The sequence below is a fragment of the Desulfomarina profundi genome (assembly GCF_019703855.1).
GTDB classification, from domain to species: Bacteria; Desulfobacterota; Desulfobulbia; order Desulfobulbales; family Desulfocapsaceae; genus Desulfomarina; species Desulfomarina profundi.
This window is the reverse complement of the sequence record NZ_AP024086.1, coordinates 3,435,712-3,447,956: the sequence shown is the minus strand read 5'-3', so window position 1 is coordinate 3,447,956 and position 12,245 is coordinate 3,435,712. Positions and strand designations below refer to the sequence as shown.

The window sequence follows — 12,245 nt, the reverse complement described above, 5'->3', positions numbered from 1 at the left end:
AACCATTTAATTTCAAAACGCCTTCCCCTTTCTTGTTTTTTATGACAGAAATTCGGGAGTAAGGCACTAAAAACGGAGGATGCTGTAATGAGTGAAATTGATCTGGGCATGGTGAACTGGGCAAGGGCACAGTTCATCCTGACAGTAATGTATCACTGGATTTTTGTCCCCTTGACGCTGGGACTGTCATTTCTTTGCGCCTTTTTTGAAACCATTTACGTGAAGAGTGGCAAGGAAGAATGGAAAATCCTCACAAAATTCTGGATGACACTGTTCGGAATAAATTTCGCGATTGGTGTTGCCACTGGAATTATTATGGAATTTCAGTTCGGCACCAACTGGTCTAATTACTCATGGATGGTTGGGGATATTTTTGGTGCCCCTCTGGCGATTGAGGGTATCCTGGCCTTTTTTCTGGAAGCCACTTTTTTTGCTGTTATGTTTTTTGGCTGGAACAGAACTTCCAAAGGATTTCACCTTTTTTCCACATGGATGGTTGCCATAGGTTCTAATCTTTCAGCTCTGTGGATTCTGGTAGCCAATGCATGGATGCAGAGACCCGTGGGTATGGCATTTAATCCTGAGAGTGCCCGGTTCGAGATGCAGAATTTCTGGGAAATTCTATTTTCTCCGGTGGCCATAGCCAAATTCACCCATACAACCAGTTCCAGTTTTGTTGTGGGGTCTCTCTTTGTAATTACAGTTTCCTCGTATTATTTACTGAAAGGGCGACATGTCGGCATGGCTAAAAAGTCCATTATTGTTGCCTCGGTTTTTGGTCTGCTGGCCTCCCTTTTTACTGCATTTACCGGAGACGAATCTGCATTTGCGAACGGGACATATCAGCCCATGAAGCTGGCGGCCTATGAGGGATTGTACGAGGGATCCCGGGGGGCGGATATCGTTGCCCTTGGTGTTCTGACCAGTGGTAAGCGACTGGGAGATGGCCAGAAACCGTTTGCTTTTGAAGTATCGTTGCCCAAAGGACTTTCAATTCTTGCAAAGCGGGAGCTGAACGGGTTTGTGCCCGGAATCAAGGATCTTGTCTATGGCAATGAGGCGGAGGGTATAGAACCCGCCGCTGCCAAGATCAAAAGAGGAAAAGCGGCCATTGCTGATCTTGCGGCCATCAAGGCAGCGGACAAGGCTGGAAATATGGAGGCCAAAGCGGCGGCTCTTGAGCGTTTTAAAGTCAATCAGGATTACCTTGGTTTTGGTTACCTGGATTCTCCGGAAGAGCTCGTTCCCCCTGTGGCTTCCTCTTATTACTCCTTCCATGGCATGGTATATCTCGGCTCCTTCTTTATCCTTCTATTGATGCTCTATCTCTATTTTTCTTATAAGGAAAATCTTGAAGATAAGACCTGGCTGCTGGTGCTCGGTTTCTTTTCATTCTTTCTGGCACTGGTTGCCTCGGAACTGGGCTGGGTTGTAGCTGAGGTGGGACGTCAGCCGTGGGCCATTCAGAACTTGATGCCTGTGAAGGTAGCGACAACCAATATTGCCAAAAGCAATGTTATCGCGACTTTCTCGATTTTCTTTTTGTTGTTTGCCGTGCTGCTGATAGCAGAGGTTAAAATTATGCTCAAGCAGATAAAAACAGGACCGGAGGGTGTATAAAATGATTGGGAATCTGGATTTAATGACACTACAGCAGATCTGGTGGATTATCTGCTCGGTTGTGGGAGCCCTCTTTCTTTTCCTGACCTTTGTGCAAGGGGGACAGACCCTGCTCTGGCAGGTTGCGGGAGATGAGGTGGAACGATCCCTGGTAATAAACTCACTGGGCAGGAAATGGGAACTGACTTTTACCACCCTGGTTCTTTTTGGGGGAGCACTTTTTGCGGCTTTCCCGAAGTTCTATGCCACCAGTTTCGGTGGAGCATACTGGGTGTGGATGCTGATTCTTTTTACCTTTATTGTTCAGGCTGTAAGTTACGAATATCGTACCAAACCGGGCAATCTCCTGGGGGAAAAGGTGTATGAACTCTTTCTCTTTATTAACGGTTCAGTGGGTATTCTTCTCATCGGTGCGGCTGTCGGTACCTTTTTTACCGGTTCGAACTTTACCCTGAACAGTCTGAACCAGGTGGTGTGGACAAATGCCCTTCGGGGTGTGGAGGCTGCCTTTTCCTTTTTCAATCTGGCTCTGGGGCTGTTTCTTGTTTTGAATGCACGGACCCTCGGGGCCATGTACCTGGTCAATAATATAGATTTTTCCGAAGCACCGAATCTTGAAACACGCCTGCGCAAAGCCTGTCTGCAGAATTTTCTCTATTCCCTGCCGTTTCTTCTCTATGTACTGGTGGCTCTTCTTGTCATTGATGGCTACGGTTTTGACGAGAACGGGATTGTCAGCATGGTATCCTATAAATACATGGGTAATCTGCTGGCCATGCCGGTTGTACTGGGTATGCTGCTTGTTGGTCTTATTCTTGTTATTATGGGGGTTCTGCGAACCGGTCTTGCCACAAGCACAAAAGGTATCTGGTTTGGTGGTCTCGGCACGGTATTTGTTGGGCTCGCCATCTTTTTCACGGCGGGGTTCAATAATACGGCCTTTTATCCGTCAAAGGTGGATCTGCAGTCCAGTCTCACTATTTATAATGCCTCTTCAAGTCATTTCACTCTGACGGCGATGACTTATGTCGCCTTTATGATACCGGGTGTTCTGGCCTATGTCGTTTATGTCTGGAGCCAGATGGATTCGAAGAAGATCGGCATGAATGATATTAATGATGAAAAGGCTTATTAACCAGTGGGGTTGAATCATAGTGTTCAGCCCCGACAATGATATCGTTTTACTGTTATGAAAATTTCAACTGGGGCAAAATGACCTTCGGTGGCGGGATTTTCCGGTAAGCAGATTGGCTTGTTTGGAGCAGGTAGAAAAGGAGTAAAAAATGATTACAGCATTACTGGTGGGTTGGGTCCTTCTGATTGTGGTGTCATATAAAGGCAGTGTAATTATTCTGGAAAAGACGGATAATCTGTAACCTGAAGCCTGCACTCCCATCCGGAACCTCTGATCACTTACAGGGGTAAGGTAAATGAAAACACAGAGTTACAAATCCTGTGATCAGTTACCCTGTGGGAGTGCAGGTTAACCGAAGAATTACGGCAGCAGTCTTTCGGATTGCAGCAGGGTGAAAATAAGCATGGCACCGATTGTGTAATTATTATTCTCTTTCACCAGAGGACTGTTTTCATATTCTGCACCACTGATATTGTCCCACCTCCCATAACAACCGAAACTGACTGTCGGAGTAAATCGTTTCACAAAAGAACCGGCCAAGGAAAAACCGGAATATCCTCCTCCCGTAGAATATACGTTTCTCCCAGGGAGAGCATCTTTTTCACCAACCTCATAGAAATATTCGTTGAATGTTGCGTCGCCAAAATGCAGTCCTGCACTGAGATGAAAGCGAAGTTGCTGTGCTGAAAAAAGTGAATTGTTCTTAAAAATAAGATAAATATCACTGTGCAGTCCCTGGTAATGGATGTCGGGGCCTCCGTCCCAGCCGGCAGAAAAAACTGTCCGTACGGCTCCTTTGAGGTATAAACCATCGCTGATACCATCCCTGTGGAAATAATATCTCAGAGCTGGTCCGATCTCCAGGAGGGCGTCAAGGTCCTCCATTCCTTCTCTTGCTCTGTTGTCTCCAGGTACAGGTGGATTTCCCCACATGGAGATATCTGTTTCCAGTTTGCTGTTTTTGTAAAATATAGTGCGAAGGTTGTCTCTGTCTGCCTGAAAAAAGTCCCCCGGTAAATAAGATAGGGCAGGGGGAAGAAGTAATTTTTGTATTCATCGGATCCCTTGTAGTGGGGCAGTCGGGCGGCGGTTGCGGCTACCCTGAGTTCCCAGAGAGGGAGGGGACTGCCTGTGGTCGGGGCGGCCCAAAGTGGCGGTGTTGCTGACAGCAGAAAAAAGAAAAGGAAGGACAAGAAGTAAATGTACAATTTTGAACTCCTGTTGGTTTTAATGCCTTACTCCTAAGGTTCTGTCATAAAAAAGAAACCAGGGAAGGTGTTTTGAAATTAAATGGTTAGGTTCATCTCCAAGGCACTAACCCGCATTTTTCATCATTTCAGGCAGCTGCAGTTTCAAGTTAAAAGATCAGGTAGATAAGCTGCAGGGCAGCCAGTGCGTAGAGTCCGGCCATGACATCATCCATCATGATGCCAATACCTCCATGGATTTTTTTGTCGAACCAGGAGACGGGAAAGGGTTTGAAGATATCGAAAATCCGGAAAAGAGCAAAGCCGAGAATCCAGCTGCCAGGACCATTCGGGGCCAGGGTGAGGGTTATGAACATGCCGAGAATTTCATCGATTACTATTGGACCCGCATCGGGTCGGTCAAGTATTTTTTCAGCAGACCCTGAGACAAAAAAACCGATAACAAAGACGAAGAGCAGAATCAGAAGGTAGGCAGGAAGTGAAAAGTCTTTTATAAAAAACCAGGGGATGAGGGAAGCCAGTGATCCCCATGTACCCGGCGCCACGGGGATCATTCCCACACCGCAGCCTGTGGCCAGAGCAATGATGATTTTATTCATGATGATCCCTCTTTCCCGCATCGCACACTGTCATAAACCTCCTGCAGGGTGACATTGTTTTTGAGTGCGATTTTTCTGCACTCTTCATATTCCGGATAAATAACAGGCCTGTCCGGTCCCTGGACCTTTTTAGCCTTGATAGCACCCCAGGGTGTTGCAATACTCACAGTTTTCCTGGGCATGGTCTGCCTTGATTCTTTTCGAAAACGCAGACCTATGGACGTAGTTTCCCTGAGAATTGTATTTTTTATCCCCGGTCCGCCTGACGGATGACAGATAACCTGTAGAGAGTATCCCGGCCGGCCCTTTTTCATCAGAATAGGAGTGAGGCTGACATCCAGGGCTTTTTCGGAAAACAGTTTTTCGCAGAGAAAAGGAAAGGTCTCCGGGTTCCAGTCATCCAGATTTGTTTCGATGACCAGCACTTCCTGGCTCTCTTTGACCTGCCTGCCATATCCGATGACAAGTCGCAGCAGATTGGGTTGATTATCAGGCAAAACATGGCTGCCGCCTCCATAACCGGTTGCGGATATTGTCATGGGGGGCATTGGACCGAAATCACCTGCCAGTACCTTGAGCAGTGCCGCTCCGGTCGGTGTAACCAGTTCCTGTTGAATATTGACACCATAAACAGGGATATCGTGTAGCAATTCAGTAACAGCGGGTGCGGGCAGGGGTATTTTCCCATGGGAGCAGTTGACAAATCCACGGCCCATGGGAAGCGGTGAGGCGTAAAGGGTGGAAACAGAAAGATGGTGGAGGCCGGCAAGGGTGCCTACAACATCTATTATGGTATCAACAGCACCGATTTCATGAAAGTGGACTTTTTCCACCGGCATATTATGGATTCGTGCCTCGGCTTCGGCAATAGCTGTAAAAACCGCAGCCGCTTTTGAACAGATGGAGTCATCAAGCCCACTTTTTTCAAGCTTGTTTATTATGACGGGCAGGGTGCGGAGTTCCTGCTTTCGCCGGGAGCGTATTAAAACCCTGCAGCATGAAATTGAGGATTCTTTCTCATTTACAACTGAGAATTCAATTTCTTCAAGACCAAGTTTGTCGATATCATTCAGCAGGAGTTCCCGGTCAAGCCCACAATGCAGCAGAGCACCCAGGAACATGTCCCCGCTTATACCGGAAAAGCAGTCTGCGTAACAGATTTTTTCGTTCGCCGGACTGCTCACTGCTCTTTGCCGGGTTTCTGTCCGGAGAGAACCACTCCGGCTTTCAGGGGAGTGCCGCAGAGAAATGCCTCCACCGACATTCTTTTTTTCCCTTCAGGCTGGATTTCCCTGATGAGAAGAGTATTTTTTCCGCAATTGATCAGCAAGCCGTTTTTATTGACTTCAAGCAGGGATCCCGGAGAGCTGTCACTGTCACGGTACACAACCTCGGGGGCAAACAGTTTGATCCGTTTCCCCTTCAGGTAGGTATAGCTGCAGGGCCAGGGATCAAGTCCGCGGATAAAGCGTTCAATTTCTTCACTCTCTTTTGACCAGTCGATAAGCCCGTCTGATTTTTTTAGTAAAGGTGCTTCGGTGGCTTTTTCATGATCCTGGGGCGTCGGGGCGACTGTACCATCCTTGAGCCCCGCTATGGCTTTGAGCAGGGTTCCGCCGCCAAGTTCAGCGAGTTTTTTGAAAAGGGTACCGGCTGTTTCCCGGGGGATGGTTCCATGTCGGCCTTCAGCAGAATATCTCCCGTATCCATTCCCTCGTCCATTTTAATTATGGTCACTCCAACTTTTTCGTCTCCAAGAAGAATTGACCACTGGATGGGAGCAGCTCCCCTGTGTCGAGGCAAAAGAGAGCCGTGGACGTTGATACAGCCCATCGGTGCAAGTTCAAGGAGGGGTTTGGGGAGGATTCGGCCGTAAGCTGTAACAACCATGAGATCCGGCTGATAGCTGCGCAGTCCGTTCCTGAACTCTTCTGTTTTTATCTTTGTGGGCTGGAGGACCGGGATGTTGTTTTCCTCTGCCAGCAGTTTGACCGGAGGAGGCGTCAGTATTTTGCCACGACCTTTCGGGCGATCCGGTTGAGTGACCACAGCAACGACTTCATCAGGGCCTTTCAGAAGGGCCCGCAGCGTTGATGCGCCAAAATCGGGGGTTCCCATGAAAATAATGCGTAAAGGTTGCCTGGGCATGGTTTCTCCTATCTGTTGGCCAGCCATTTCCTGACTTTTTTCTTGTACAGGTTTCGTTTAAGAGAACTGAGGTGGTCAAGAAACAGAATGCCGTTAAGATGATCAATTTCGTGTTGGAGGACGACGGCAAAGCGGTCTTCCGCAGTCAGTTCCTGAGGGTTTCCCTCCAGATCCAGGTAGGAGAGAGTGATTTTCCTCGCCCGCTTGACCTTGGCTGTGAGCTCGGGGACGGAAAGGCAGCCTTCCTCGTCAAGTTGCTCACCCTCCCGTTGGGTTATCTCCGGATTGACCAGAGCCATGAATTCCTGATCTTCTTCACGGTCCTCTGAAATATCAACTACAATGAGTTTTACAGACTTGCCAATCTGGGGCGCAGCCAGGCCGATGCCTGGGGCATCGTACATTGTTTCGGCCATGTCGTCCGCAAGGGTTGTCAGTTCCTTGTCAAAGAGAGTGATTTTTTCTGTCTTCTGTCGCAGAACCGGTTCGGGATATTTGTATATTTTTTGAATGGTCATTGTATCGTAACTGATCACGAGGCTTTTTACTGCCTGTTTTATGGTTTGGGGCCGGCACAACAGCGATTTTGCAATTATGCCTGTTGTAGCACTTATTATCACGAAAAAGTAATCTGTTATTTTACCACAGGGTTTTTTTTTCTGCCATTGTTCAAATAGGAGAGGGTGGGGTGATGGTTGTCAACCAGGATTTTTTTGGAGAGTTTGAGGTCTCTTTCATACAAGTATTCAAGAAAACGCTGGAATATCAGATGATGAAAAAAAACAGAGAGGTAATATTCCTCAAGGCCAGAAAAAACGGGCTGTTCGGCCTGGTGAAAGATTTACGAAAAAATCATTTGAAACTCTTTGAAAAAAGCTTGACTTCTCATTTAAATTGTTGTGATGTGTATTTTTGTCTGCAGTCTTTCAAGACTGGACAGAATGTGTGATGGACGCCTGAAAATGTCGATTACACATGACGGATGTGTTTTTTGTTTCCTCGATTTTTTTTCGGAGTCGGGGGGAAGGTAATTAATGAAAATGAGGGAGAAAAAGTATGAAACGGACAGCATCTTTAATGGCAGCAATTGCATTTGGTTGTGTCACTGCGTTGAGTTCAGCAACCAGTGTCATGGCAGCTGATCAGACCTTTGTGACCATCGGCACCGGTGGTGTTACGGGTGTTTATTATCCCACAGGTGGTGCAATCGCACGGTTGGTAAACAAAGGTAAGAAAGAACATGGACTTCGTGCGACAGTTGAAAGTACAGGTGGTTCTATATACAACCTGAATGCAATCAGGGCCGGTGAGCTTGATATGGGTGTTGCCCAGTCTGACTGGCAGTATCATGCTTATCATGGAACCAGCAAGTTTGAAAAGCAGGGACCAAATAAGGATCTGCGTTCAGTATTTTCCATCCATTCAGAACCGTTTACCGTTGTTGCCAGGGCGGATGCCGGTATAAAGAATTTTAAAGACCTGAAAGGAAAGCGGGTTAATATAGGTAATCCGGGTTCCGGACAGCGTGGTACCATGGAAGTTGTCATGAAAAAAATGGGCTGGAAGAAATCTGATTTCAAACTGGCCTCTGAGCTTAAGGCAGCTGAACAGTCCAAGGCTCTCTGTGATAACAAGATTGATGCCATGGTATATGTCGTGGGTTTTCCGAATGGTTCCATCAAAGAGGCAACCACTTCCTGTGATGCTGTTCTGGTCAACGTTGAAGGACCTGAAATTGATGCGCTGGTTGCAGAAAAGCCCTATTACAAAAAAGCAGTTATTCCCGGTGGCATGTACAGGGGAACTGATGCCGATACCAAAACGTTTGGTGTTGCTGCAACATTCGTAACGTCCTCCAAGGTACCTGAGAAGGTTATCTATAATATAGTTAAAGCTGTTTTCGAGAATTTCGACCAGTTTAAAAAGCTCCATCCTGCCTTTGCGACCTTGAAGAAAGAGGAAATGATCAAAGCCGGTCTTTCCGCTCCTCTTCATGCGGGTGCCGTCAAGTATTATAAAGAAGCAGGTCTGATGTAAGCATCAGCCATACTCTGTAATTTCATGTGCAGCCGGGTTCCACGGCTGCACATTCTTTTTTATCTTCACCACAGGTTTTTCATTATGTAATAAATTCATCACATAGAGAAGTATCTGTATTCGCATTGACGGTTTTCCTGCCGGGTGCTGCCCGGTCGGGGATTCCAAATTTTCAGTTACTGTTTCAGGAATGAAAAGGAGAAGTCGTCGAAATGACTCAACCTACCGAAAAGCCATTACCCAGTGAACATATACAGGAGATGGTCGCAGAAGCGGACACAGGCGGTCGTAATCCTCAGGGAAAAATCTCTAAGAAAGTCCTTTTTTTTGTACCACTCTGCTGGACTCTTTTCCAGCTCTGGTACGCATCTCCGCTACCTTTTTTATTTAATATTTTTGTCTTAAATGATACTGAGGCAAGAGCGATTCACCTGGCTTTTGCTGTCTTTCTAGCCTACACTGCATTTCCGACCTTTAAATCTTCGCCGAAGCAATATATCCCGATCCAGGACTGGATCGTGGCTTTCATAGCTGCTTTCTGTGCAGCGTATCTGTTTCTATTTTATTCTGATCTCTCCACCCGTCCGGGACAACCGACAATGCTTGATCTTGGTGTATCTCTTGTTGGGCTTATCCTGTTGCTGGAAGCTACCCGGCGTGCACTTGGCCCTCCGCTGATGGTTGTGGCTATGGTATTTATCCTGTACACTTTTGCGGGTCCATATATGCCTGAGGTCATTGCCCATAAAGGGGCCAGTTTCTCCAAGGGAATGACTCACTACTGGTTGACAACTGAGGGTGTATATGGTGTTGCTCTGGGGGTTTCCACTGGTATGGTTTTCATGTTTGTCCTGTTCGGCTCGCTTCTGGAGGCAGCCGGGGCCGGCAACTATTTTATCAGAACCGCTTTCGCGGGGCTTGGTCATCTGCGGGGTGGGCCGGCAAAGGCTGCGGTTGTATCCTCAGCCATGACCGGGTTGGTTTCCGGCTCATCCATTGCCAATGTGGTGACGACGGGGACATTTACAATTCCACTCATGAAAAAGGTTGGTTTTTCTCCTGAGAAGGCCGGCGCAGTTGAAGTGGCCTCGTCCACAAACGGTCAGTTGACCCCGCCGGTAATGGGTGCTGCGGCTTTTCTGATGGTGGAATATGTGGGAATTTCCTATATTGAAGTCATCAAGCATGCCTTTCTGCCGGCTATTATATCCTATATTGCACTGGTCTACATTGTGCATCTGGAAGCCTGCAAGATGGGACTGAAGGGGATGAAAAAGCGTAAAACAAAGACTTTTGTCCAGGGAGTGACAAGTTTTTTCATAACCATTCTTACCCTTATTATCCTCGGGGGAGTAACCTATTACGGACTCGGCTGGATTAAAACGGTAGCCGGGGATGCCACAATATGGATTGTCTGTGTTCTGCTGGCGGTGGCGTATGTTCTTCTCATTGCCTTTGCCTGTCGTGTACCGGAACTGGAGATTACCACCGATATCAAGGAACTGCCGCCTCTCGGGGAGACAGCCCAGGCCGGGTATTATTTTATTCTACCTATCGTTGTTCTGATGTGGTGTCTTACCGTAGAAAGGCTGTCACCATCACTGTCTGCTTTCTGGGCATCTGTCCTGATGGTGGTCATCGTTCTCACCCAGCATCCGCTGAAAGGGTTTTTCAGAAAAATGCAGGGAGATGATTTTTCTTTTGTCCGGGGCTGGAATGATCTGATTGACGGAATGGTGGCCGGGGCCAGAAATATGATCGGTATCGGTGTGGCGACAGCTGCAGCAGGTATTGTTGTCGGTACTGTTACACTCACTGGAGTCGGTCTGGTCATGACCGAGTTTGTTGAGTTTATTTCCGGTGGTAATTTAATGCTGATTTTACTGTTCACCGCCGGTATCAGTCTGCTGCTTGGTATGGGGCTGCCGACAACGGCAAACTATATTGTCGTTTCAACTCTGATGGCTCCTGTTATTGTCAGCCTCGGCGCCCAGAATGGACTGATTGTCCCCCTGATTGCCGTGCACCTGTTTGTTTTCTATTTCGGCATTCTGGCAGATGATACGCCGCCTGTCGGACTTGCAGCCTTTGCCGCAGCCGGGATCTCGGGAGGTGATCCCATCCGTACAGGTATCCAGGGGTTTGGTTATGATATCAGGACGGCTATTCTCCCCTTTATCTTTATTTTCAATACCGAACTGCTGATGATCGGGGTAGAACACTGGTATCATCTGGTTCTGACTATCGTGACAGCAGTTGTCGCCATGCTGGTTTTCGCCGCAGGGACCCAGGGATGGTTCCTGACAAGAAACAAGTGGTGGGAGACAGCGGCACTTCTTCTGATCGCTTTTGCACTTTTCAGGCCCGGCTATTTCTGGGACAAGGTTTATCCGCCCTTGGTGGAGAAGCCCGCTTCGGAACTGGAGCAGGTCGTCGGTAAGATTAAACCCGGGTCTATGCTCAGGCTTCAGCTTAAGGGGGAGAAGGATAATGGGAAACAGTTCAAAATGACGGTGATGCTGCCCGTGGGGGATGGAGCGACCGGCAAGGAGCGACTGAGTGATATTGGTCTTGAAACCAGAAAGGAAGATGGTAAAATCCTGGTTGATCTGGTTGCTTTCGGCAGCCCTGCTGAAAAGGCAAAAATAGATTTTGACCAGGAAATCACCGGTGTCCAGATGAAGGCCGACCGTCCACCTAAACAACTGGTTTTTATTCCGGCAATGATACTTCTTGCGTTTTTGTGGCGAATCCAGCGTGCTCGTGCCCGCAAAATAGATGAAGAGGAGCTGGTCGCGGCATCCTCCTGACCGGCATGGCCGGGCATAAACAGCTGAGCTGTTTATACCCTTTAGGGTACAAAAATAAATGAAAATCCGACTGCGGTAAAATAACCTGTAGTGACCGAATTTTCAGCCAAATATTCAAGCAGCTGAATGGCCGGTGTTTTTTCACCGGCCATCGTTTTAATAAAAGCATCAGGAGTATCTTATGGTAAAAAAAATATTGGTACCCATTGCATTTTCACAATACTCCAAAGGTATTTTGAATTATGCGGCAGGGATTGCAGCTTCCTTTAATGCTGCCTTGATTATTGTCAATGTCATTAATGACCGGGACCTGGAAGCCGTCGACAAGATTTCTTCCCTGGGGTATAAGGTCGGTGTTGAAGATTACCTGGAAACCGTCAAGAAAGAGCGTCGTACCGAACTGAAGGACCTGATGGCCGAGATGACATTGCCTGATGATCAGGTCAATTTTACATTTAAAATTGGAGATCCGACAAACGAATTGCTGAAACTTGTGGTGGACGAGAATATCGATATGGTGGTTATGGGTATTAAGACCCATGATATCCGGCATATTTTTGCCGGATCTGTCGCTGAGAGAATGTTTCGAAAATGCCCTGTTACCATTGTTTCCTATCGCGATGATGATGTTTCTGATCGTTTGCTGAAAAAATTTATCCGGCACAGGGAAAGAGGCAAGTTATAGAGG

General features: G+C 47.4%; 12 protein-coding genes and 1 pseudogene. 5 read left to right on the top strand and 8 right to left on the bottom strand.

Annotation, left to right across the window (positions count from 1 at the left end):
• The first annotated feature begins 87 nt into the window (after positions 1-87).
• Positions 88-1,620, top strand: a complete 1,533-nt coding sequence (locus tag LO777_RS15840) for a cytochrome ubiquinol oxidase subunit I (protein ID WP_228854822.1) — start codon at positions 88-90, stop codon at positions 1,618-1,620.
• Between the two features lies 1 nt (position 1,621).
• Positions 1,622-2,755 (top strand): cytochrome d ubiquinol oxidase subunit II, encoded by a 1,134-nt coding sequence (gene cydB / locus LO777_RS15835; RefSeq protein ID WP_228854821.1) that lies wholly within the window; start codon positions 1,622-1,624, stop codon positions 2,753-2,755.
• Positions 2,756-3,115: 360 nt separating this feature from the next.
• On the opposite strand, the gene LO777_RS15830 is transcribed toward cydB, so the two are convergent.
• The 7 genes and pseudogenes from LO777_RS15830 to def form a co-directional block, all read right to left on the bottom strand.
• Complete coding sequence (locus LO777_RS15830) at positions 3,116-3,808, bottom strand: MipA/OmpV family protein (RefSeq protein WP_268907580.1); 693 nt, start codon at positions 3,806-3,808, stop codon at positions 3,116-3,118.
• Positions 3,781-3,948 (bottom strand): annotated as a pseudogene (locus LO777_RS21205) (hypothetical protein); the annotation flags it as partial. The gene LO777_RS15830 and the pseudogene LO777_RS21205, both read right to left, overlap by 28 nt.
• A gap of 164 nt (positions 3,949-4,112) precedes the next feature.
• On the bottom strand, positions 4,113-4,562 hold the full coding sequence (locus tag LO777_RS15825) for a phosphatidylglycerophosphatase A family protein (RefSeq protein WP_228854820.1): 450 nt from the start codon (positions 4,560-4,562) through the stop codon (positions 4,113-4,115).
• Positions 4,559-5,746 (bottom strand): nickel pincer cofactor biosynthesis protein LarC, encoded by a 1,188-nt coding sequence (larC, locus tag LO777_RS15820; protein WP_228854819.1) that lies wholly within the window; start codon positions 5,744-5,746, stop codon positions 4,559-4,561. The genes LO777_RS15825 and larC overlap by 4 nt, the downstream gene beginning before the upstream one ends.
• On the bottom strand, positions 5,743-6,027 hold the full coding sequence (locus LO777_RS15815; protein ID WP_228857401.1) for a DNA-3-methyladenine glycosylase: 285 nt from the start codon (positions 6,025-6,027) through the stop codon (positions 5,743-5,745). Before LO777_RS15815 ends, larC begins: the two co-directional genes overlap by 4 nt.
• Before the next feature lie 128 nt (positions 6,028-6,155).
• Complete coding sequence (locus tag LO777_RS15810) at positions 6,156-6,710, bottom strand: methionyl-tRNA formyltransferase (RefSeq protein ID WP_228854818.1); 555 nt, start codon at positions 6,708-6,710, stop codon at positions 6,156-6,158.
• A gap of 8 nt (positions 6,711-6,718) precedes the next feature.
• Positions 6,719-7,228, bottom strand: a complete 510-nt coding sequence (def, locus tag LO777_RS15805; protein WP_228854817.1) for a peptide deformylase — start codon at positions 7,226-7,228, stop codon at positions 6,719-6,721.
• 538 nt (positions 7,229-7,766) lie between these two features.
• On the opposite strand from def, the gene LO777_RS15800 reads away from it, so the two are divergent.
• Entirely contained in the window at positions 7,767-8,747 is a 981-nt protein-coding gene (locus LO777_RS15800) for a TAXI family TRAP transporter solute-binding subunit (RefSeq protein ID WP_228854816.1), read from the top strand.
• 3 nt (positions 8,748-8,750) lie between these two features.
• Here LO777_RS15800 and LO777_RS20205 read toward each other — a convergent pair whose 3' ends face one another.
• On the bottom strand, positions 8,751-8,873 hold the full coding sequence (locus tag LO777_RS20205; RefSeq protein WP_268907460.1) for a hypothetical protein: 123 nt from the start codon (positions 8,871-8,873) through the stop codon (positions 8,751-8,753).
• Between the two features lie 86 nt (positions 8,874-8,959).
• Between LO777_RS20205 and LO777_RS15795 the strand changes: the two genes are divergently transcribed.
• The gene (locus LO777_RS15795; protein WP_228854815.1) at positions 8,960-11,557 is read left to right on the top strand and encodes a TRAP transporter permease; all 2,598 of its coding nucleotides are present in this window, start codon (positions 8,960-8,962) and stop codon (positions 11,555-11,557) included.
• Between the two features lie 181 nt (positions 11,558-11,738).
• Positions 11,739-12,242: a universal stress protein gene (locus LO777_RS15790; RefSeq protein ID WP_228854814.1), complete on the top strand. Its 504-nt coding sequence runs from the start codon at positions 11,739-11,741 to the stop codon at positions 12,240-12,242.
• Positions 12,243-12,245: the final 3 nt, after the last annotated feature.

Bases quoted from the DNA above. Each gene is read 5' to 3' on its own strand.
- LO777_RS20205 (WP_268907460.1), bottom strand. From the start codon at position 8,873: ATGCGAATACAGATACTTCTCTATGTGATGAATTTATTACATAATGAA.
- LO777_RS15790 (WP_228854814.1), top strand. From the start codon at position 11,739: ATGGTAAAAAAAATATTGGTACCCATTGCATTTTCACAATACTCCAAA.
- LO777_RS15810 (WP_228854818.1), bottom strand. From the start codon at position 6,710: ATGCCCAGGCAACCTTTACGCATTATTTTCATGGGAACCCCCGATTTT.
- cydB (WP_228854821.1), top strand. From the start codon at position 1,622: ATGATTGGGAATCTGGATTTAATGACACTACAGCAGATCTGGTGGATT.
- LO777_RS15840 (WP_228854822.1), top strand. From the start codon at position 88: ATGAGTGAAATTGATCTGGGCATGGTGAACTGGGCAAGGGCACAGTTC.
- LO777_RS15825 (WP_228854820.1), bottom strand. From the start codon at position 4,562: ATGAATAAAATCATCATTGCTCTGGCCACAGGCTGCGGTGTGGGAATG.
- LO777_RS15795 (WP_228854815.1), top strand. From the start codon at position 8,960: ATGACTCAACCTACCGAAAAGCCATTACCCAGTGAACATATACAGGAG.
- LO777_RS15800 (WP_228854816.1), top strand. From the start codon at position 7,767: ATGAAACGGACAGCATCTTTAATGGCAGCAATTGCATTTGGTTGTGTC.
- def (WP_228854817.1), bottom strand. From the start codon at position 7,228: ATGACCATTCAAAAAATATACAAATATCCCGAACCGGTTCTGCGACAG.